The sequence below is a fragment of the Pseudomonas sp. BF-B-15 genome, assembly GCF_019946675.1.
Lineage (GTDB): Bacteria > Pseudomonadota > Gammaproteobacteria > Pseudomonadales > Pseudomonadaceae > Aquipseudomonas > Aquipseudomonas migulae.
The window spans coordinates 53684-74870 of sequence record NZ_JAGYFZ010000005.1 but is presented as its reverse complement, the minus strand read 5'-3'; the positions used below and the strand labels follow the sequence as shown (position 1 = coordinate 74870).

At 59.8% G+C, this 21187-nt stretch carries 22 protein-coding genes; 11 read left to right on the top strand and 11 right to left on the bottom strand.

Annotated elements, in window-relative coordinates; translation table 11 throughout:
• The first annotated feature begins 234 nt into the window (after positions 1 to 234).
• The 3 genes from KGA97_RS03085 to KGA97_RS03075 all read left to right on the top strand — a co-directional run bounded on the left by KGA97_RS03085 (position 235) and on the right by KGA97_RS03075 (position 1880).
• Positions 235 to 915 carry an SOS response-associated peptidase gene (locus KGA97_RS03085; RefSeq protein WP_223436496.1) on the top strand — a complete coding sequence of 227 codons (681 nt, stop codon included), beginning with the start codon at positions 235 to 237 and terminating at the stop codon, positions 913 to 915.
• Between the two features lie 273 nt (positions 916 to 1188).
• On the top strand, positions 1189 to 1461 hold the full coding sequence (locus KGA97_RS03080; protein ID WP_192229228.1) for a hypothetical protein: 273 nt from the start codon (positions 1189 to 1191) through the stop codon (positions 1459 to 1461).
• 191 nt (positions 1462 to 1652) lie between these two features.
• Positions 1653 to 1880 carry a DUF6555 family protein gene (locus KGA97_RS03075; protein ID WP_008043230.1) on the top strand — a complete coding sequence of 76 codons (228 nt, stop codon included), beginning with the start codon at positions 1653 to 1655 and terminating at the stop codon, positions 1878 to 1880.
• A 70-nt stretch (positions 1881 to 1950) separates the two neighbouring features.
• Here KGA97_RS03075 and KGA97_RS03070 read toward each other — a convergent pair whose 3' ends face one another.
• From KGA97_RS03070 to KGA97_RS03060, 3 genes are all read right to left on the bottom strand, one after another.
• Positions 1951 to 2100, bottom strand: coding sequence for a hypothetical protein (locus tag KGA97_RS03070; RefSeq protein WP_008043229.1), 150 nt, complete (start codon positions 2098 to 2100; stop codon positions 1951 to 1953).
• 65 nt (positions 2101 to 2165) lie between these two features.
• Positions 2166 to 2477, bottom strand: coding sequence for an AzlD domain-containing protein (locus KGA97_RS03065; RefSeq protein ID WP_167362959.1), 312 nt, complete (start codon positions 2475 to 2477; stop codon positions 2166 to 2168).
• Positions 2477 to 3175 (bottom strand): AzlC family ABC transporter permease, encoded by a 699-nt coding sequence (locus KGA97_RS03060; RefSeq protein ID WP_223480197.1) that lies wholly within the window; start codon positions 3173 to 3175, stop codon positions 2477 to 2479. Before KGA97_RS03060 ends, KGA97_RS03065 begins: the two co-directional genes overlap by 1 nt.
• A gap of 379 nt (positions 3176 to 3554) precedes the next feature.
• On the opposite strand from KGA97_RS03060, the gene dapA reads away from it, so the two are divergent.
• The 3 genes from dapA to KGA97_RS03045 all read left to right on the top strand — a co-directional run bounded on the left by dapA (position 3555) and on the right by KGA97_RS03045 (position 6489).
• Positions 3555 to 4427, top strand: a complete 873-nt coding sequence (gene dapA, locus KGA97_RS03055) for a 4-hydroxy-tetrahydrodipicolinate synthase (RefSeq protein WP_223480196.1) — start codon at positions 3555 to 3557, stop codon at positions 4425 to 4427.
• 64 nt (positions 4428 to 4491) lie between these two features.
• A complete protein-coding gene (locus tag KGA97_RS03050; protein WP_223480195.1) occupies positions 4492 to 4893 on the top strand; it encodes a DUF2784 domain-containing protein in 402 nt (133 codons plus the stop codon).
• A gap of 678 nt (positions 4894 to 5571) precedes the next feature.
• Positions 5572 to 6489: a LysR family transcriptional regulator gene (locus KGA97_RS03045; RefSeq protein ID WP_008043223.1), complete on the top strand. Its 918-nt coding sequence runs from the start codon at positions 5572 to 5574 to the stop codon at positions 6487 to 6489.
• A 2-nt stretch (positions 6490 to 6491) separates the two neighbouring features.
• On the opposite strand, the gene KGA97_RS03040 is transcribed toward KGA97_RS03045, so the two are convergent.
• Together KGA97_RS03040 and KGA97_RS03035 are read right to left on the bottom strand one after the other, a co-directional pair.
• Entirely contained in the window at positions 6492 to 8069 is a 1578-nt protein-coding gene (locus KGA97_RS03040; protein WP_207286253.1) for a sensor domain-containing diguanylate cyclase, read from the bottom strand.
• Positions 8070 to 8147: 78 nt separating this feature from the next.
• A complete protein-coding gene (locus tag KGA97_RS03035) occupies positions 8148 to 8675 on the bottom strand; it encodes a DUF3087 domain-containing protein (RefSeq protein WP_192229224.1) in 528 nt (175 codons plus the stop codon).
• A gap of 213 nt (positions 8676 to 8888) precedes the next feature.
• On the opposite strand from KGA97_RS03035, the gene ppnN reads away from it, so the two are divergent.
• Positions 8889 to 10262, top strand: coding sequence for a nucleotide 5'-monophosphate nucleosidase PpnN (gene ppnN, locus KGA97_RS03030; protein WP_008034560.1), 1374 nt, complete (start codon positions 8889 to 8891; stop codon positions 10260 to 10262).
• Between the two features lie 1066 nt (positions 10263 to 11328).
• On the opposite strand, the gene KGA97_RS03025 is transcribed toward ppnN, so the two are convergent.
• Both KGA97_RS03025 and KGA97_RS03020 read right to left on the bottom strand, forming a co-directional pair.
• Positions 11329 to 12393 (bottom strand): alpha/beta fold hydrolase, encoded by a 1065-nt coding sequence (locus tag KGA97_RS03025; RefSeq protein ID WP_223480194.1) that lies wholly within the window; start codon positions 12391 to 12393, stop codon positions 11329 to 11331.
• Between the two features lie 116 nt (positions 12394 to 12509).
• Positions 12510 to 12773, bottom strand: a complete 264-nt coding sequence (locus KGA97_RS03020; protein ID WP_223436512.1) for a DUF2790 domain-containing protein — start codon at positions 12771 to 12773, stop codon at positions 12510 to 12512.
• Positions 12774 to 13000: 227 nt separating this feature from the next.
• On the opposite strand from KGA97_RS03020, the gene KGA97_RS03015 reads away from it, so the two are divergent.
• From KGA97_RS03015 to KGA97_RS03000, 4 genes are all read left to right on the top strand, one after another.
• The gene (locus KGA97_RS03015; RefSeq protein ID WP_008033593.1) at positions 13001 to 13741 is read left to right on the top strand and encodes a response regulator; all 741 of its coding nucleotides are present in this window, start codon (positions 13001 to 13003) and stop codon (positions 13739 to 13741) included.
• A 199-nt stretch (positions 13742 to 13940) separates the two neighbouring features.
• A complete protein-coding gene (locus KGA97_RS03010; protein WP_008043215.1) occupies positions 13941 to 14333 on the top strand; it encodes a hypothetical protein in 393 nt (130 codons plus the stop codon).
• A 134-nt stretch (positions 14334 to 14467) separates the two neighbouring features.
• On the top strand, positions 14468 to 15202 hold the full coding sequence (locus tag KGA97_RS03005) for a substrate-binding periplasmic protein (protein ID WP_008043213.1): 735 nt from the start codon (positions 14468 to 14470) through the stop codon (positions 15200 to 15202).
• A 110-nt stretch (positions 15203 to 15312) separates the two neighbouring features.
• Positions 15313 to 15537 (top strand): hypothetical protein, encoded by a 225-nt coding sequence (locus KGA97_RS03000; protein WP_032832783.1) that lies wholly within the window; start codon positions 15313 to 15315, stop codon positions 15535 to 15537.
• Positions 15538 to 16551: 1014 nt separating this feature from the next.
• Here the strand turns inward: KGA97_RS03000 and KGA97_RS02995 are convergent.
• Genes KGA97_RS02995 through KGA97_RS02980 form a run of 4 tightly spaced genes read right to left on the bottom strand, consistent with a single transcriptional unit; the run spans position 16552 to position 21185 of the window.
• Positions 16552 to 17979 carry an FAD/NAD(P)-binding protein gene (locus KGA97_RS02995; protein ID WP_223480193.1) on the bottom strand — a complete coding sequence of 476 codons (1428 nt, stop codon included), beginning with the start codon at positions 17977 to 17979 and terminating at the stop codon, positions 16552 to 16554.
• Between the two features lie 14 nt (positions 17980 to 17993).
• Positions 17994 to 18761 (bottom strand): ABC transporter ATP-binding protein, encoded by a 768-nt coding sequence (locus KGA97_RS02990; protein WP_223480192.1) that lies wholly within the window; start codon positions 18759 to 18761, stop codon positions 17994 to 17996.
• A 3-nt stretch (positions 18762 to 18764) separates the two neighbouring features.
• Positions 18765 to 20105: an ABC transporter substrate-binding protein gene (locus tag KGA97_RS02985; protein ID WP_223480191.1), complete on the bottom strand. Its 1341-nt coding sequence runs from the start codon at positions 20103 to 20105 to the stop codon at positions 18765 to 18767.
• Between the two features lie 30 nt (positions 20106 to 20135).
• On the bottom strand, positions 20136 to 21185 hold the full coding sequence (locus KGA97_RS02980) for a branched-chain amino acid ABC transporter permease (protein WP_192496354.1): 1050 nt from the start codon (positions 21183 to 21185) through the stop codon (positions 20136 to 20138).
• Positions 21186 to 21187 lie beyond the last annotated feature (2 nt).

Here is a 21187-nt window from a genome sequence, read left to right as displayed (position 1 = left end):
GGACATCCCCAGATCCGTAGGAGCCAGGCTTGCCAGCGAAGGCGTCCGTAAGATCGCCATCGCCGGCAAGCCGGCTCCTACAGGGTTCGTGTGAATCCCCGATCCCGAACATCCTGACGATCCGTAGGAGCCAGGCTTGCCGGCGAAGGCGTCCGTAAGATCGCCATCGCCGGCAAGCCGGGCTCCTACAGGTGAAGCGTCTAAGCTGAAGGTTCCAGTCGGAGGTTTCTTTCGATGTGCGGAAGACTCTCGCAATACCGGGGCATTCATGACTTCGTGGCGGTGCTGAGTATTCCCGACGCGCTGATCAACCATGTCGGCGATGAACCGCTGGCCAGGTACAACGCCGCGCCGACGAATCAACTCGCGTTGTTTCATCGGCAAAGCAATGGGCTCCAGGCCGACAAGGTGCGCTGGGGATGGCGGCCGCATTGGGCGAAGGATCGTGCGGCGCCGATCAATGCACGGGTGGAGAAAGTCGCCCACGGCCCGTTCTTCCGCGCAATCTGGCCGCACCGCGCGATTGTGCCGATCGACAACTGGTTCGAATGGGTCGATACGCCGGACTCAACGAGACAGCCATGGCTCATCCGGCGGCAGGACCGCGATCCGATTTTCTGTGCCGCGATTGGCCGGTTTCCCACAGATGGCGAGGAACCGAGAGACGACAACGGTTTCGTGATCATTACCGCGGACAGCGCCGGTGGCATGCTCGACATTCACGACCGGCGGCCGGTGGTGTTGTCGCCGGAACTGGCACGGGAATGGCTCGATCCCGCCACGCCCCCGGAACGCGCCGAACAGATGGCCTTGTTTCAAGGCGAAGGCAGCGAAGTTTTCGAGTGGTACAAGGTTGGCAAGGCTGTAGGCAACGTGAGGAATCAAGACGCGTCGCTGATTGACGAGAGTGCATGAACTTATCAATACCAACAGCCTGACGGCAGCCAATAACTGTTAGTTATGCAGACCAATAACTTAAACGTTACACAGACTGTTTCACCCAAGTAACACTTACTGATAGAGGACGCTTTGCTGCATCAACCGCTTGTCCGACAATTTGATCGTCATACATACATTTAGAATAACTACGGATAGCATGCGCGCCGCATTTCCATTGGCATCGCCCAGTTGACCAAAGAGTCAACAACTAAGGAAATCCCAACTACAACAAGCCTTGCAGAGAATTAAATGCGCGACGATTTTGCAATCAATCAAGTCGTTGGTCTGGAGTGCGTTTATCTTTCGACGACAGAGCACTATCGGCTGGACTGTTTCATAGAGCAATACATAAAGACCCGTAACCTGCGATCGGTTCCGGGGATTGACGGCACCTTGCGTTCAACGCTCATACACTATCCCGGCAAGCCGCCGGTCATGGTCAACGAAGTGAACGCATGGATCGACAAGACCCTGGGCTATCGGGCCTCACATCCCGACGAATTGCAGCTCGACGACGCTTGAAACGACGCGCAGGCCTACGTTTGGCAAAAGAACTGAACGAACCCGTCGTCGCCGTACTCTGAACGGTAGAGGCTCACTGAGCCTCCTCCTTTTTCAGCAGTCCTATTTCTGCATCACACTTTCACCGCAGATCTCTCTGAATTTTTATTCGACGACTAAGCCACTGACCTGGCTGGCTCCACGAGAGATAGATGAGTGAACTCATTCCCTATGCCGTGCATTACTTATTCGACGGTGTGCGACAGCACTTTTTCAAGATGGCTGTGCATTTTTCCGATGTCGAAGCGATTCATTCGGCGTCTGCGCATGCTTACCCTGAATCCGGCCGCAAGATCGCCGAACACGCCACCCTCGAAGCGGCACGGATCAAAGCACAGCAATTGGGCATTACCCAGATTCGCTGGAACGTGTCGATCTGATTGACCGGCAAAAAAAAGCCCCGCGCATTGGCGGGGCTTTGTTGTATGCGCAGATCGGTCAGAGCGCCTGCTAAAACTTTCGATCAGGTTCTGACAGTTCCTTCCCGTCGTCGGGATGCTTCCAGTCAGGCGTCGAACGTTTCTGCCGCTCGATCTCTTCTTCCGTCGGTTCATCCATGTCTTCATCTTCCGGATCCGGACGCTTTTGTTCAGTTGCCATGCTCACCTCTCTCCCTAAGGGATCAGTCATCAACTTTAAGCGTAGAACAGTTTTGCGCTCCCGGCTCAGAGCCACCAGCGCAGCAAAAAGAAAAAGCCCATGCTCAACAACATGCTGAGCAAGGTGTTGCGGGTGTACAGCACCAGCCCCACCGCCACCAGCGAACTGATCAGGTACGGGTTGTCCCATTGCAGGTTCAGCTGTTTATCCGGCATGAACACAATCGGGCCGCAGATGGCGGTCAACATGCCCGGTACCGCAAAGCCGAGGAATTGCCGGGCGTTGCTGCTCAGGCGCAGCGGCAGCCGTGGCTCGAGAAATACATAACGGTTGAGGAACACCAGAATCCCCATACCGACAATCACCGCCCAGACCATCATGTGCGTCCACCGTAGAATTTGTTGCAGATGAAGCCCACCGTCATGCCCGCTAACCCCGACAGCACCAGCGCCGAGCCCCATTGCCAGTAACTGAACAACACCGAGCAAAACAGCGAAACCGCCACGCAGACCACGGTCGGTACGTTGCGCACCACCGGGGTGATCAGGGCAATGAAGGTCGCGGCGATGGAGAAGTCCAGGCCCAGATGTTCCAGGCCGGGAATGCTGCTGCCCAGCACGATGCCGGCCAGCGTGAAGAGGTTCCAGGCGATGTAAAACGTCAGGCCGACGCCCAGGGCATACCAGCGGTTGAATTGCTGTTTGTCATGCTGGCTGGTCAGGGCGAACAGCTCGTCGGTGAGCAAAAAGCCCAGCCCCGCACGCCAGCGACCCGGCAGTGGGGAAATTACCGAGCGCATGCTCATGCCGTAGAGCAAATGCTGCGACGTCAGCAATAACGTGGTCAGCAGAATTGAAAAGATTCCGGCACCGCCCTTGAGCATGCCGATGGCCACCAATTGTGCCGCCCCGGCAAACACGATGCTCGACAACCCCTGGCCTTGCAGCGGCGTGAGGTTGGCTTCGATGGCCATGGAGCCGGCCAGCAATCCCCACGGCGCGGTCGCCAGGGACAATGGCATGATCGCCGCGGCGCCGCGAAGAAAGGCGCTGCGCGGCATGAGTGAGTGAGTCATAACGCTCTACAAACAGGAAAAGACGCCTGACTGTGCCAGCAGTCGCGCCCGATGGCTTGAACAATCTTGCGCACTTGTGCCGATTTTGGTGATTGACAAAATTCCCGCCGACTCTTAAAACTGAGCGCCTCATTCAGGGTGTAAGCAAACATGTCCGCAACCTTCAACCTCAACATTGACGCCATTGGCTTGATTGCCAAGGCGCAAGGTTGCGTTGCGCACGCCCTCAAATCGAAGAAACAGTCGCTCATGTGACCGGGGCGCGCTGTCCCGTCAGATGAGCTGACAGGACATTGAGCGCGACGGGCACCCTCCCCCTGCTTACTTCCTTCTACGCTTCTGACGGTGACGAAATCGGTCAACTTTCAGGAGTAAGTGCATGTCATCGTTTCAAGGTATCTGGGTTCCGCTCGTTACGCCGTTTCAACACGGTGCGATCGATTTCGTCGGGTTGCGCCGGCTCGTCAGCCATTTGCTGGACAAAGGCGTCGATGGCCTGGTGGTCTGCGGCACTACCGCTGAAGCGGCGGCACTGAGCAAACATGAACAACTGGCGGTGCTGGATGCCGTGCTTGAATGGGTGCCTGCGGATCAGGTGGTCATGGGGCTGGCCGGCAACAACCTGACCGAACTGCTGCAATTGCAGAGCGAAATCCTCAAGCGGCCACTGGCCGGGTTGCTGGTGCCGCCGCCGTACTACATTCGCCCGTCCCAGGCAGGCCTTGAAGCGTTTTTCAAAACGGTTGCCGATGCGTCCACTGTGCCGATCATTCTGTACGACATCCCGTATCGCACCGGCATCGCCTTCGAACAGGCAACGTTGCTCAACATTGTCGCCCACGAACGAATCGTCGCAATCAAGGATTGCGGCGGCAATCAGGGCAACACCCTGGCGCTGCTGACCAGCGGCAAGGTCGACGTGTTGTGCGGCGAAGACAACCAGATTTTCAGCGCCCTGTGCCTCGGTGCCAAAGGGGCGATTGCCGCCTCGGCGCATGTGCATCCGGAGTTGTTCGTGACGCTGTATCAACAGATCCGCGACCAGCGGTTGGCGGAAGGACGGGCGACTTTTTTCCGGTTGCTGCCGCTGATTCAAAGCCTGTTCATTGAACCCAATCCTGCCCCGGTGAAAACCGCACTGGCCCTTGAAGGCTTGATCGACGACGAACTGCGCGCGCCGATGCAACGCAGCAGTGAGGCCATGGTGCTGCGTCTGAAGGCCGTGCTCGCTGGGTTGGGCAGCAAACAATAGATAGAGCGCCGACGCCCCGCCCGAGTACCATGGAGTGATTCGCATCACGCGTCAGGGAGTCGCCATGCTTTACCGGATCGCCGCCGATGGGCTGGTGCTGTTTCACCTGTTGTTCATTCTGTTCGTGCTGTTCGGCGGGCTGCTGGTGCTCAAATGGCACCACCTGGCCTGGTGGCACCTGCCGGCTGCAACGTGGGGGATTGCGGTCGAAGTGTTCCACCTGACCTGCCCGCTGACACAGTGGGAAAACCTCATGCGCAGCGCGGCCGGGCAGACCGGCTATGGCGGTGGTTTCATCGAACATTATGTGTGGCCGGTGATTTACCCGGCTGGGTTGACCCCGAGTATCCAGCTGGGACTCGGCGGCGTGGTGCTGGTGATCAACGTGTTGGTCTACGTTCGAGTGTTCAGGCAGCGCAAGTCACGCCGGACGTCCACCCTTTCAAATACCACACGATCCCTGTAGGAGCCGGCTTGCCGGCGATGGCGGCCTCAAATTCAACGTAGTGTTCGAGGGCCTCATCGCTGGCAAGCCAGCTCCTACAGGGGTTGGGTTGGCCGATAAATTTCAGACAGTCCGCGATTTTGTAGGAGCCGGCTTGCCGGCGATGGCGGCCTCAAATCCAACGTAGCGTTCAAGGGCCTCTTCGCGGGCAAGCCTCGCTCCTACAGGGGGTGGATTGGCCGATAAATTTCAGACAGCCCGCGATTTTGTAGGAGCCGGCTTGCTGGCGATGGCGGCCTCAAATCCAACGTAGCGTTCAAGGGTCCCATCGCTGGCAAGCCAGCTCCTACAGGGGTTGGGATTGGCCGATAAATTTCAGACAGCCCGCGATTTTGTAGGAGCCGGCTTGCTGGCGATGGCGGCTTCAAATTCAACGCAGCGTTCGAGGGCCTCTTCGCGGGCAAGCCTCGCTCCTACAGGGGGTGGGTTGGTCGATAAATTTCAGACAGCCCGCGATTTTGTAGGAGCCGGCTTGCCGGCGATGGCGGCCTCAAATTCAACGTAGCGTTCAAGGGCCTCTTCGCGGGCAAGCCTCGCTCCTACAGGGGTTGGATTGGCCTATACATTTCAGGTGGCCGCGATTTTGTTTTCGTTGCTCCAGACATTCATTTCCAGGCCGTTCGTTCGAGGATTCAGAACATGTTGTCGATTGAAGACCTGGCGTTGCTGGAGGCCATTCGGGAAACCGGTAGCCTGTCGCGCGCGGCGGTGCACCTGGGCAAGGCGCCATCGACCGTGTCGTATGCGGCGCGGCAACTGGAAGAGCGTTTCGACGCCTTGCTCTTCGATCGCCGCCGCTACCGCTTGCAGCTCACCCCGGCCGGGGAATTGCTGGTGAACGAGGCGGCGCGGCTGATGCAGGACGTCTCGCGCCTGACCCAACGGGTGCAGCAAGTGGCCAATGGTTGGGAGAGTCGGCTGTGGATCGTCACCGACGAACTGCTGGAGTTCGAAACCCTGATCCCGGTGATTCACGAGTTTGATGCGCTGGAATCCGGCGTACCGTTGCGCATCACCCAGGAAGTGCTCAAAGGTGTCTGGGAAGCCCTGCGCGAAGGCCGGGCGGACCTGATCATCGGCGCCACCAACGAACCGCCGGCCATCCCTTCCTTGCGCTGGATGCAGTTGGGGGAAATGGAATGGGTGTTTGCGGTCTCACCGAAGCACCCGCTGGCCAAGGCCAAGGAACCGATCTCTCGGGCAACGGTGACGCAACACCGGGCGATTGTCGTGGCCGACTCCTCCAGAGTCACCGAAGGCAGCACTTATGGCGTCTCCGGCGGACAACCCGTGCTCGCCGTGCCGACCATGCGCGCCAAAATCCTCGCCCAGTGCGACGGCCTGGGCGTGGGGTGGCTGCCCAAACATCGGGTCGGCTCGTTACTGAAAAACGGCACGCTGGTCGAAAAACAGATGGCCGACCCGCGCGAGCCGAACATTCTGTATGCCGGCTGGCGTGGCGACCATGACGGTCGCGCCCTGGGTTGGTGGCTGGAAAAACTCAAGCAATCGTACCTGGCGACCCAACTGGTTCAGGGCAGCGGTGGGTTTGTTTGAGTTCAGTTGGCAATGACGCTCATGTTCCTGCCGCTGGCCTTGGCCACGTAAAGCGCCTTGTCCGCAGCGCCGACGAGGTCGTTCGGCTGGGCCTGTGATGCAGGATCGTAAGCGGCGACGCCGATACTGACCGTCACCATGCCCTCTGCACCTTCACGGTGGGGAATACCGGCCTGCAACACCGCACGACGGATTTTTTCCGCCACCAGAAACGCCCCCACATAGTCAGTCCCCGGCAGCACCGCCGCAAACTCTTCACCGCCGTAGCGCGCCGCCAGATCCCCGGGCCGCTTGATGTTGTCGGTGATGATCGCGCTGATGTTGCGCAAACATTCGTCGCCGGCCACATGACCGTAGTGGTCGTTGAACAGTTTGAAGTGATCGACATCGATCATCAGCAGCGCGAGGCCGTTCAGGCTGCGCCGGGCGCGGCCCATTTCCGAGTGGATGAACAGGTCGAACTGACGCCGGTTGGACAGCCCCGTCAGCGCGTCTTCCAGGGCCAGCAATTCCAGGCCACGATTGACCTCGAGCAGTTTGTCCTGAGCGTCCAGCAGTTGGTTCTGAATGCGGTTCTGCTGCTTCATCAGATTGATCAGGCGAAAACCCAGTACACCGACAAAACCCAGCAAAAGCGTAACGATGCCAGCACTGAGCATGGATTCCTCACGCCAGCCGGCCAGGACTTCCTCCTTGTCGAGCGCGGCGAAAACAACCAGCGGATACCCCTCGACCCGGCGAAACCCCACCACCCGCACAACGCCATCCACCATGGATTTGAATGTTGCCGTCCCTGAACTCCCCGAGGGCAACAACTGCTTGAACAGCGGGCTGTTGGCGAGGCTGGTGCCGATATCCGCTTCGTTGAACGGCCGGCGAACGATGATGGTGGCATCGTCGGCGATCAGGTTGATTACGCCGTTGCGGCCCATGTCGATGCTGTCGTACAGGAACAGGAAATGATTGAGATAAATCGTCGCCAGCGCCACACCGGCAAAACTCCCATCGGCATGATTGATCCGGCGCGACACCGTCATGATCCATTCGCCGCTGGAGCGGCTTTTGATCGACGGGCCGATATGAGGCCCACGGTCGGGATGATTGCGATGGAAGATGAAATATTCACGATCGGCATTGTTGGCATCGGTCAGGGCGGCTCCGTTGGAATTGGCAATCCAGCGCCCCGTTTCGTCATAGACGAACAGGCCATGCAACTGACTCAACTCACTGCGCTGGGCGCTGAGCAAGCGCTCCAGATGTGGCAGCCCGGCCGGGTCGAAGCCGTCGCTTTCGAGGCGTTCCACCAACGTAAACAGCAGCGTATCGGCCTGCTTGATCGTCGCCTGCGCTTGCGAGGCCAGGGTCTGCGCAAGGTTGGACATCGCCACTTCCTTGTCATGCAGATGATACTGGCGCGAACTCCACGCTTCCCAGATCACGATGACAATCATGGACAGGCACACTGCAACAAGCAGTACCACCGCGGAGCGTACCTTGATCCTGGCACCGGCCTGTTCGGTGACCAAAGGCACGCTGTGGCGCAATTGTTCAATTCGGTCTTTGACAGACGGGTTACCCATGACGCTCCCTGAATCCTGATGAATGGCGACTGATCCCGTTCGCCTTTTTATTATCTATGTGCCTTGATCCTGTACCGGTTAGCGTGGCGTCTGTTTCACGGCCTCAAGCCACGCCGGGTTCAATTGCGTCTGTTCGGTTTCGATGCCCAGCGCTTCCATTCGTGCCTTGTGCAGGTCCATTTCACGTATCAATTGGCTGTGATCACTGGAGTTACCGTCCAGTTGGTGCATCTGGCTCAGCCCCAGGTGATAAAAACGCAGCAGCTTCATGGCACTCGGATCACCCGCGTCCACCGCCGCCGTCACCTGGTGCATGACGTTGGTGATGCTCATCAGGCTGCGTTTGAGCTGCCAGCCGTAGACCGCCGGCGCCATCCACTCCTGAGTCCAGAATTTGCCGCGCATCAGCGCCGCCATCAACAGCACCGCGACAAACACGCCGCCCACGTTGAAGCGTAGATTGTCGCCCCCCGGTTCGCCGAACATCGCCACCGCCGCGGTGGACAAAACCATCGCCAGGGCGAGGAAAACCAGGGCGATGATGATCGTGCTGCGGCGCGTCTGGCTTCGATAGATTTCTGGGTTCTGCGGCTGGATTTCAAACATCGCGACGGGATTCCTCAGGCGGCGTGAGCAAAAAGACTGCGGGGCATTATCGCCTCTGCGAGGGATTTAGCTATGCTGGGGCTCCTTTTCATCTTTTCATCGTCAAAGGGGAACATGGCGATACTGCGCAGTTCGTGCCATCTTCTTTCGTGGATACATACTATTCGGATGTCATGCGTCCTCGGCGGGTGACATCGTTTTAAGGATCATTGAATGTCCCAACGACAAGTAATCAACGCTTCGGTCAGCCCCAAAGGCAGCCTGGAAACCCTCTCTCAACGTGAAGTACAGCAACTGAGCGAAGCCGGATCCGGCAGCACCTATACCCTCTTCCGCCAGTGCGCCCTGGCCATTCTGAATACCGGCGCCCATGTCGATAACGCCAAGACCATCCTCGAAGCCTACAAGGACTTCGAAATCCGCATTCACCAACAAGACCGCGGTGTACGCCTTGAACTGTTGAACGCCCCGGCCGACGCATTCGTCGATGGCGAAATGATCGCCAGTACCCGGGAAATGCTGTTCAGCGCCCTGCGCGACATCGTCTACACCGAAAACGAACTCGACAGCCAGCGCATCGACCTGAGTAATTCCCAGGGCATCAGCGACTACGTGTTCCATCTGCTGCGCAACGCCCGCACCCTGCGCCCCGGCGTCGAGCCGAAGATCGTAGTGTGCTGGGGTGGCCACTCGATCAACACCGAAGAATACAAATACACCAAGAAAGTCGGCCACGAACTGGGCCTGCGCAGCCTCGACATCTGCACCGGTTGCGGCCCCGGCGTGATGAAAGGCCCGATGAAAGGCGCGACCATCGCCCATGCCAAACAACGCATTCACGGTGGCCGTTACCTCGGCTTGACCGAGCCCGGCATCATCGCTGCCGAAGCGCCGAACCCGATCGTCAATGAGCTGGTGATTCTGCCGGACATCGAGAAACGCCTGGAAGCGTTCGTGCGTGTCGGCCATGGCATCATCATTTTCCCCGGCGGCGCGGGCACGGCTGAAGAGTTCCTGTACCTGCTCGGCATCCTGATGCACCCGGACAACAAGGGCCTGCCCTTCCCGGTCATCCTCACCGGGCCGAAACACGCGGCGCCGTATCTGGAACAACTGGACGCGTTCGTCGGCGCCACCCTGGGTGACGCGGCGAAGCAGCATTACGAGATCATCATCGACGACCCGGCTGAAGTCGCGCGGCAGATGACTGCTGGCCTCAAAGCGGTGAAACAGTTCCGCCGCGAGCGCAACGACGCGTTCCATTTCAACTGGCTGCTGAAGATCGACGAGGGCTTCCAGCGCCCGTTCGACCCGACCCACGAAAACATGGCCAACCTGAAACTGAGCCGCAGCCTGCCGGCCCACGAACTGGCCGCCAACCTGCGTCGCGCGTTCTCCGGCATCGTCGCCGGCAACGTCAAGGACAAGGGTATCCGCCTGATCGAAGAACACGGGCCGTACCAGATCCGTGGCGATGCGGCGGTGATGCAGCCGCTGGATCAGTTGCTCAAGGCTTTCGTGGCCCAGCACCGGATGAAACTGCCGGGCGGCGCGGCGTACGTGCCGTGTTATCGCGTGGTGGCATAACCAAACCCTGTAGGAGCCAGCTTGCTGGCGATCAGGCCCTCGAGCCGTGCATCGCTCATCCGGGCGCCATCGCCGGCAAGCCGGCTCCTACAGTTCCGCGTCGTGTGAAAGACTACCGACACCCACCATTCCTGTAGGAGCCAGCTTGCTGGCGATGAGGCCCTCGAACCGTGCATCGTTCATCCGGCCGCCATCGCCGGCAAGCCGGCTCCTACAGTTTGGTGTCGTGTGAAAAACTACCGACACCCACGATTCCTGTAGGAGCCAGCTTGCTGGCGATGAGGCCTTCGAACCTTGCATCGTTCATTCGGGCCCCATCGCCGGCAAGCCGGCTCCTACAGTTGGGTGTCGTGTGAAAAACTACCGACACCCACAACTCCTGTAGGAGCCAGCTTGCTGGCGATGAGGCCCTCGAACCGTGCATCGTTCATCCGGCCGCCATCGCCGGCAAGCCGGCTCCTACAGTTTGGTGTCGTGTGAAAAACTACCGACACCCACGATTCCTGTAGGAGCCAGCTTGCTGGCGATGAGGCCCTCGAACCGTGCATCGTTCATCCGGCCGCCATCGCCGGCAAGCCGGCTCCTACAGTTTGGTGTCGTGTGAAAAACTACCGACACCCACGATTCCTGTAGGAGCCAGCTTGCTGGCGATGAGGCCTTCGAACCTTGCATCGTTCATTCGGGCCCCATCGCCGGCAAGCCGGCTCCTACAGTTGGGTGTCGTGTGAAAAACTACCGACACCCACAACTCCTGTAGGAGCCAGCTTGCTGGCGATGAGGCCCTCGAACCGTGCATCGTTCATCCGGGCGCCATCGCCGGCAAGCCGGCTCCTACAGTTTGGTGTCGTGTGAAAAACTACCGACACCCACGATTCCTGTAGGAGCCAGCTTGCTGGCGATGAGGCCCTCGAACCGTGCATCGTTCATCCGGCCGCCATCGCCGGCAAGCCGGCTCCTACAGTTTGGTGTCGTATGAAAATCTACCGACACCCACAATTCCTGTAGGAGCCGGCTTGCTGGCGATGGGGCCCTAAAGCCTTGCGCTGCGCATCAAGCCGGTTCCGTTTTACAGGTTGTCCGCGTCGATCACAGCCTTGGCAAAGGCTTGCGGATCTTCCTGCGGCAAGTTGTGGCCGATGCCGCCGCTGATGAGGCGGTATTCGTATTTGCCAGTAAAGCGCTTGGCGTAATCCTCGGCGGCCGGATGCGGCGCGCCGTTGGCATCGCCTTCCATGGTGATGGTCGGCACCGTAATCACCGGGGCCTTGGTCAGTTGCTGTTCCAGCGCTTCATACTGGGGTTCGCCCTGCACCATGCCCAACCGCCAGCGATAGTTGAAAATCGTGATAGCGACGTGATCCGGGTTGTCCAGGGCCGCCGCGCTGCGGTCGAACGTTGCGTCGTCGAAGCGCCATTTTGGCGATGCCAGCTCCCAGATCAACTTGGCGAAGTCGTGACGATTTTTTTCGTAGCCGGCCTGGCCGCGCTCGGTTGCGAAATAGAACTGGTACCACCATTGCAACTCGGCCTTGGGCGGCAGCGGGTTCTTGCCTGCGGCCTGATTGCCGATCAGATAACCGCTGACGGCGACCAGCGCCTCGACCCGCTCCGGCCAAAGTGCGGCAACGATGTCCGCCGAGCGCGCGCCCCAGTCGTAGCCACCCAGCACCGCTTTCTTGATCTTCAGTGCATCCATGAAGTCGATGACATCACTGGCCAACGCCGCAGGCTGGCCGTTGCGAACAGTCTTGTCGGACAGGAAATGCGTGTCACCGTAGCCCCGTGCGTACGGGATCAACACCCGGTAACCCTTGGCCGCCAACAACGGCGCCACTTCGCTATAGCTGTGAATGTCGTACGGCCAGCCGTGCAGAAGAATCACCACCGGCCCATCGGCGGGGCCGACTTCGGCGTACGCCACACTCAGCAATCCGGCATTGACATGCTTGAGCGGGCCGAACGTGTCCGCCTTGAGGGTCGCAGCACTCGCCACCACGGGCTCGGCAGTCGCGGCTTGCGCACTGGCAACCCCGAGAGCACCGAACTGCATCAGCGCGAACGCGAGGACCGAGGGGCCAAGGAGACGGCGACGACGCGAGGCGGAAGTACTGCTCAACACATTGATCTTCATGGTGATATCCCTGCAAGTCATTGATCGGGTGTTTGGACGACATGAATCAGCCATCGCGGGGCGCTGAGCAGACGGTGCGTTGCTCGACATCGACAGCGATGAGCGTAGTGGAAAGATCAGCCGCCCTGATTCGCGCAGTCTGCGAATTTGCTGTACCCGGCGACTTTCTGTGCGCCATTGGAATCGAGGTAGGTCAGGCGGGCATCGACAATGCCGCAGGTGCCGCCGCCGTTGTCGACGATGGAAACAACCTTCTTGATATCCAGGTGCGTGCCGTACGCCGTGGTTTGCGCCGGGGCTTGAACATCGGCATGGGCCGAAAATGCGGCAACGTTCAGGACTGCGAAGAAGCTGGCGGCAATCAGTTTGTTCCAGTTCATGATGAATTCCTCAGGGTTGCAATGGGCAATGGTTGCGAGGCAAACCGTGTTGTCTCGATGGAGCCCATTTAATCGACCCGAGGTATCTGCCATGTGTCTTAGAACCCGCGGAATTAAGGCGTAAGGTGTCAAACAGGGCAGCGGATACACTGTGATACAAAGCCTGTGGGCAGGTGCACCGTGGCTGCCTAGAATGCGCAACGTGCGAATAACAAGAGGGTTGAGCAATGGAACATGTAAACCACATCCTGATCGTCGACGACGACCGGGAGATTCGCGAGCTGGTCGGCAATTACCTGAAGAAGAACGGCCTGCGCACCACGGTGGTTGCCGACGGCCGGCAGATGCGCAGCTTTCTGGAAGCCAATCAGGTGGACCTGATCGTGCTGGACATCATGATGCCCGGCGATGACGGCCTGGTGCTGTGCCGCGAGTTGCGCTCGGGTAAACATAAAGCGACGCCGATCCTGATGCTCACCGCACGCAACGACGAAACCGATCGCATCCTCGGCCTGGAAATGGGCGCCGACGACTACCTGACCAAACCCTTCGCGGCCCGCGAGTTGCTGGCGCGGATCAACGCCGTATTGCGCCGTACGCGAATGCTGCCGCCCAACCTGCTGATCACCGAAAGTGGCCGACTGTTGGGTTTCGGCCGCTGGCGCCTCGACACGACTGCCCGCCATCTACTCGACGAAGACAACACGATGGTCGCCCTCAGTGGTGCCGAGTACCGCTTGTTGCGCGTATTCCTCGATCACCCGCAACGGGTACTCAGCCGCGACCAGTTGCTCAACCTGACCCAGGGACGCGATGCCGACCTGTTCGATCGTTCAATCGATTTGCTGGTGAGCCGTTTGCGCCAACGCTTGATGGATGACTCGCGCGAGTCGACCTACATCAAGACCGTGCGCAGCGAAGGCTATGTATTCTCCTACCCGGTGGAAATGCTCGGCGCAGAATCATGAAGCGTGCCTGGCGCTGAACACGACCGCCCTTCACATCCGAAGGGTTTTGTATCCGTCTGTATAAGAACCCGCTGCAGATACGCAGACAGCGATTTCGCCGGGTTCGAGCACACATCACCGATACACCCGGGCGTTTAACTGTGATCACCGGATAGCAGCAGCTACCGACCCACTCAAACTAAACGCACGGAGAATCACCATGATCAATTTCTCGAAAGTTTCTTCCCTGGCACTCGGTCTGGCACTGGTCGGTGGTCTCGGCCTGTCAAATCTGGCGTCGGCCAGCACCGTGAGCGCGGTGTCCCACGGCCAGATCCAGCAACTGCTGGTGGAAGGTGGCTCCGACCGGCTGCAACAGAACCGCGTGGCTGAAGGTGGCGCCGATCGTTTGCAAGAACTGCGCGAACGTGTGGCTGAAGGCGGTGCCGATCGCCTGCAAGAGCTGCGTGAACGTGTCGCTGAAGGCGGTGCCGATCGCCTGCAGGAACTGCGTGAACGTGTCGCCCTGATCAGCCCGGACAACGCTGTACGCGGCGGTGTGATCGTGGCGGAAAACCGCGCAGAGTTCGGTTCGAAATATCAGCGGTATTGATCACGGTCTCGCTCACACAGGGGTGAGTGATACCCATAAATCCTCAGGTCTGACGCAAAAGCCCGCTCAATTGCGCGGGACAGTGACTGCACGCTCGTACTAAGCTTTGCGCCACATTCGATCAAGGACGATTCATGAAGCGCATCGCCGTTTGCCTGCTGTCTCTTTTGACGTTCACTGCGGTCGCGGCAGACCTGAACATGCTGACTGACAACCACCCGCCCCTGCATTTCCAGCAGGGTAATCAGCTGGTGGGGTTTGGCGTGGACGTGGTGCAGGCACTGGCCGACATGGCTGGCGACCAGGTGCACTTTCAGCAAGTCCCGCTACTGCGCGCCTTGCACGTGGCCAGCACCGAGCCCGCCACGGGGGTGTTCACCGTGTTGCGCACTGCCGAGCGTGATGGCCAGTATCAGTGGGTCGGTCCGCTGATGGAGGTGGAAACCGCTCTGTATTCCACTGAAAGCACCCGGCAGCCGGTGCGCAGTCTGCTGGAGGCCGGTCATCAGGGCCGCATTGCCGTTCCGCGAAAATGGCTGGTCTACAGCTACTTGCAGAAGCAGGATGTGAACAATCTGTACGGCGTGGAAACCCCCGAACAAATGATGCGTCTGGCCCGCCTGGGTCGCGCGGAGTTCGTGGTGGCCGATACCCTTTCCGTCGCCACCATGGCCCGTGAAGAAGGAGTGCCACCCGAGCAGTTGCACTACCAGATACCGCTGATGAAGGAAGCCACGTATATCGCTTTTTCGCCGTTGACCGACCCGCGTCAGATTGCGCGCTGGCAACAGGCGCTGAACACGATGCGCCAGGACGGGCGCCTGGAACAGCTCAAGCAGCGCTGGCTGGCAGACCGCACACCACGCTGACGGCGTGGATCAACGTTCTCGATAAAGACTATGCGTCAGGGTGTTTTTTCATCGTGTTGCTCCAGGACTACTGTGGGCCCATCTTCTTCCCACAGTTCTGGAGCAACATCATGAAAAGCATTATTGGTCTTGGTTTCGTCCTTTCGGTTCTTGGCGCTACATCGGCCATCGCTGCCCCGCATGCTACGTTGCCAGTGGTGGCGGCGGCGAAGGTCAGTCAGCCGGCTACGTTGAATGTGAATACGGTTGGTGTTGATCGTAAAGACAGCCAAGCGAGTACGTTGTATGTCGCTGAAAACCGTCCTGAGTTTGGGTCCAAGTATCAGCGTTATTGATTGGCTGGTTTGTGCGGCTTTGAATAGGAAACCCCGAGAGGATTTGATCTTTTCGGGGTTTCTTTGTTTGGGGGCATATCCGTTTTTTTTGTGATGGCTGATATTGGTTTCGCCCTTACGGCGAGTCACTTGGAAGAGCCCCAAGTAACCAAGGGCTCTTGCCCCTTTCGTTCGGTGCCTCGCCATGGCTCGGCATGCCCTCGCTCCGGTCCTGCTCCGTGGGCCCGCCGCCATCGGCCATCCCTGGCCGGGGGCGGCTAACCCGGCATCCATGCCGGGTTGCCCACTACGCAGAACCTGCGCTCGGCCTCTCGAGGGGGCGCTCAGATCAAAAGCGGAAGGCGAGCTAACGCTCGGCCTGATGAGTGGTGAAAATCAAAAGCGTATGGGGTTCCCTGTAGGAGCCGGCTTGCCGGCGAAAATCGTGTGGGCGACGCGTTCATTCAGATTGCCCGCGTTATCGTTGGCGTCCATCGCCAGCAAGCTGGCTCCTACAGGGGAATGCGTACGATCAATGAGACAGGTCGGTTGGCAAGCCGCCTCGTTTTGGCTTTGGCTTTGGCTTTGGCTTTGGCTTTGGCTTTCGCATTTGATCTTGTGGTGGCTCACTAATTTCGGACACTTACGCATTCCCCTGTAGGAGCCGCCCGCAGCAAGCCGGCTCCTACAGGGAATCGCGTTTGCTTTTGATTTTCACCACTCATCAGGCCGAGCGTTAGCTCGCCTTCCGCTTTTGATCTGGCTTTTGCGGTACACGCCCCCTCGAGAGGCTGAGTGGAGGTTCTGCGCAGTGGGCAACCCGGCATGGATGCCGGGTTAGCCGCCCCCGGCCAGGGATGGCCGATGGCGGCGGGCCCACGGAGCAGGACCGGAGCGAGGGCATGGCGAGCATTAGCGAGCCACCGAACGAAAGGGGCAAGAGCCCTTTGGTTACTTTGGGGCTTTTCCAAAGTGACTCGCCGTAAGGGCGAAACCAATACCAGCCATCACAAAAAAAACGGATATACCCCCAACCTAACCCCCAACCAAGCGCAAAGCCAAAGCCTTGGCCTGACTAGCCACGTCAGTCACCGCCGTACTCTCCCACCACATCCCCCGCAACGGCGGCCCCATGGCAAACAGCCGCCTCGCAACCTGCCCATCACCACCCAGCACCGCGCCATCAACCGCCGCCGCAATCCCCAGCGCCAACGGCCCCGGCCGCACCAACCCATGGGCCAACAGCTGCTGTGGCAACGGTCGCGCCACCCGTCGCCAGTCGTACTCGATGCCACTGGAATTGATCAGCGCCGCGCCACTGACGACAACCGTATGCCCTTCGCCACGTCGACGAATACGGATACTCACACCACCCGAAGCCGGCTCCAGCCCTTTGAACGAAGCCGCCTGAATCCGCAACCGCCCTTCCCCATGCAATCGCGCCACCAACTGCGCACTCAACGGCGGCGACCGGTGATGATGACTTTCCCACCACGGCCGCACATGCCGCACAAACTGCCGACGCTGCCCATCCGTCGCCTGACTCCACAACCGACCGATATGCGCCCGCACCGTATCCAGCGGCGCCTGCCAGTCAACACCCTGCTCAATGGCATCCCGGCAATGCCGACGCAGTTCTCGCACCAACTGTCGCGGCGTACGAATGCTGTGATCCTCGGCAAGAAAATCCACCCACGCCGGTGGTTGTCGACGCACGTGCGGCAGCAAGCCATGCCGGGAAAACACTTCGATCGGCCCGCGATGCCCGGCCTGTTCCAGCGACACCACGGCATCGACCATGGTCAGGCCCGAACCGATGATCAACACTGTCGATTGCGGATCCAGCTCACGCATCGCGGCAACATCCCAGGGATCAAGCGCCGCAGCGTTCAAGCCACTGGACTCGGTCTGTGGCGTGCGCGCAGCCGGAAACATCCCGGTCGCCAGCACCGCATAAGCGCCCTGCAACCGCTGGCCGTCACTCAAGCTCAGCCGCACCGAATCATCCAGCGTCTGCAAGTCCACCACCTCGGCCCGCACATGCTCGACCGTCGAGCCATTCAACGCCCCCAGCGCTTGCGCTTCGGCCAACCGTTGCTGCACGTACAACCCGAAAATCCCCCGGGGCGGAAACAGTTCGCTGACCGGCACATGCTGCTCATCGGACTCCGGCCAGCCACCGCTGGCGATGTACTCGGTCAGCCATTGCGTCAGGTCGTCGGCGTTGTCCGGGTCGACGCTCATGCGCGCCGCGTTGCCGTTGAGCGTATGGCCCAACTCGACCGCGCTGTAGGCCTCGCCCCGTCCAAGTTCTGCCCGGGGCTCGATCACCAGCAACGAGCGTTTACCGGGCAGGCGCAACAACTGCGCCGCCAGCATCGCGCCGCTGAGGCCACCGCCGACGATCAGGATGTCCGCGTGGCGGATGGCGTCGGTCGCCTGTCCGCGTTGGGTTTCAGTCATGGCGTTCTCACTGCTCAGTGTTTACCTAAATAAAAGTCATGCAGATCGCCCCGCGCCAACAGCGCCTCGCTGCTGCCGGACAACACCACCCGGCCGGTGTCGAGGACATAGGCCTGTGAAGCGTACTTGAGCGCCACATTAATGTTTTGCTCGGCAATCAGAAAGCTCACCTGCTCGTCGCGATTGAGCTGGGCGACGATCTCGAAAATCTCCTGGACGATAATAGGCGCCAAACCCATGGAAGGTTCATCAAGCAGTACCAAAGTAGGACGCGTCATCAACGCCCGACCGATGGCGACCATCTGCTGCTCGCCACCGGACGTTAGCCCGGCCTGGGTCTTGCGCTTGGTTTTCAGGCGCGGGAACCAGGCGTAAATCCGCTCCAGGTCCCGGGCCAGGTCCTGGCGGTTCAAGCCGCGCACGAAGCCGCCACTGCGCAGGTTGTCTTCGACCGTCAACTGCGGGAACACGTGGCGACCTTCCAGCACGTGCACCATCCCTTGGCGCACCCGCAGACTGGGATCGACACCCGCCGTATCGTGGCCGAGAAACTCGATCGTGCCGCGACTGACTTGCGCCCGCTCGGCCCGCACCAGCCCGGAAATCGCCTTCAGCGTGGTGCTTTTTCCCGCGCCGTTGGCACCCAGCAACGCGACGATGCCGCTCTTGGGCACCGTCAGCGAAAACCCGGCCACGGCCAGGATCGCCCCGTCGTAGATCACCTCGATGTCATTGACTCGCAACAGGTCATTGGCGGCAGTGTCGCTGGCGGCTTGGCTCATGGTTTATTCATCCCCGGTGCAGGTGCGTGGCGTCAGGCCTTTTTCCTTGGCGAACGCGGCGGATTTTTCATCGATCAACGGCCGCAACAAGGCGCGGTCGGCAGCGATCCAGTCGCTGATCAGCGTCCAGTTCGCGCCGTCCCACTGCTGAACCCGCGCCGAACCGCCACCTTCGTGATCCTTGCAGGACAATTTGAGGTTTTGCATCAGGCCGAAATAACCCATGTCCTTGAGCCGCGCATCGTCGATGTTCAGGTGTTCCAGCCCCCAGCGACCTTCTTCGCCGTTCAACGGACGCTTGCCGAATTTGCCTTGGGCCGAGCGGATCGCTTCCACCATGACAGCGGCATTCACCAGCCCGGAGTTGTAGTAGACGCTGCCGAAATTTTTCAGGTCCTTGAGGTCGCTCTTGCCCTTGTCGAGGATGAATTGCTTGAGGCGTTTGTGAATCTCGAAATCAGCGCCTGCGGGGTATGGCGTCAGCGCCAGATAACCCTTCGCGGCGGCGCCTGCGGGCAACACGTCTTCGCTGGAACTGGCCCAGATGTCGCCGACGATGTGGTCCACCGGGAAGCCGAAACGCGCGGCGGTTTTCACGGCGACCGGCGTCGACACGCCCCAGGTGCGCAGGAACACCCAGTCCGGGTTGACCTGGCGAATCTGCCGCCATTGCGCCGATTGCTCGTTACCCGGATCGGCCACCGGAATCTGGATGTTCTCGAAGCCGTATTTCTCCGCCAACAGCTTCAACGGGCCGAGGGTTTCCCGGCCATACGCGGAGTCGTGATAGACCGTGGCAATCTTCTTGCCCTTGAGTTTGTCGAAACCGCCCTCGCGCTGAGCGATGTAATTGATCAGGCTCGATGCCTCGCTGTAGAAGGTCAGCATCACCGGGAAGTTGTACGGGAACACCGTGCCATCGGTGGCTTCGGTACGCCCGTAGCCGAGGGTAATCAGCGGGATCTTGTCGACTTCCGCGCGCTCGCTCAGCGCATAGGCCGCCGGCGCGCCGTTGGGTGAATAGATCGCCACCGGCGCGCCATCCAGGCCTTTCTTGAAGCGCTCATAGCACTCGATGCCCTTCTCCGCCGTCCACTCGGTTTCGCATTCCTGCCATACCAATTTGACGCCGTTGATTCCGCCTTCCACATCGTTGATGTAGTTCAGGTAATCGAGCATCCCGGCCCACACCTGCACGCCGCTGGAGGCGTAGGCGCCGACGCGATAGGTGGCCAACGGGAAGAATTGCTGGTCCGCCGAGGCCTGGACCACCGGCACTGCACTGCTGAAAACGGCCAGCGTCAAAGCGGCGCCGACCAACGAACGTTTCAAGGATGCACGCATGTTGTCTCTCTATCTAATAATGGAAAGGATTCAGAAGCGCAGCGGCCAGTGACTCAGCCGTTCACGAAGGTTGCCCAGCAGGCGGATCAGGCCTTCCGGTTCCTTGATCAGGAACAGGATGATCAGCACGCCGAAGATGATTTTTTGCAGGTTCTGCAACTGCCCGGCGTCCACCGAACCACCGAACAAAGCTTGCCCGGCGTGGCTGAGCAGGATCGGCAACAGGCTGATGAACGCCGCGCCGACGAAGTTGCCGGCGATGCTGCCCATGCCGCCGATAATGATGATGAACAGGATCTGGAACGACCGGTTGATATCGAAACTGCTGGCGCTGGCGGTGCCCAGGTAGGCGAAGGCCCACAACGCGCCGGCGATGCCGAGGTAGAACGAACTGACGGCGAACGCCAGGTGTTTGTAGCGCACCACCGGAATGCCGATTACCGCTGCGGCGGTGTCCATGTCGCGGATCGCCATCCAGTTGCGGCCGATCTGGCTTTTCACCAGGTTCACCGCCACCCAGGTCAGCAACAATACGGTGGTCAGGGTCAGCAGATAGCGACCGAGCGGAGTGTTCAGGTCGTGCCCGAACAGCGCCAGTTTCGGTGCGGAAATGGTCCCGGACGATCCGTAGTTGTAGAACCAGGGGAATTTGACGAACAGCCACTCCAGGAAAAACTGCGCCGCCAGCGTGGTGACCATCAGGTAAAAGCCTTTGATCCGCGAACTCGGCAGGCCGAAAACAAAACCCACCACCGCGCTGATCAACCCGCCGCCGAGCAACGCGACGGGCAAGCCCAGTTCAGGCAAACGCAGCAAAAACCCATACGTGGCAAACGCCCCGACCGCCATGAACCCGGCGGCGCCGACCGAGGTCTGGCCGGTGTATCCGGTGAGCAGATTCAGGCCGAGGCCGGCCAGGGACAGCACCAGAAACGGGATCAGGATTGCGTTCAACCAATAGTCGTTGCCGGTCAGCGGCACGACCACGAAGGCGATCAATAACAGGCCAAGCAGTCCAAACGGGATACGACGCTGGATCAACACCGACGGCGCGGTTTCGCGGGCAAGGGAAATGGTCATGG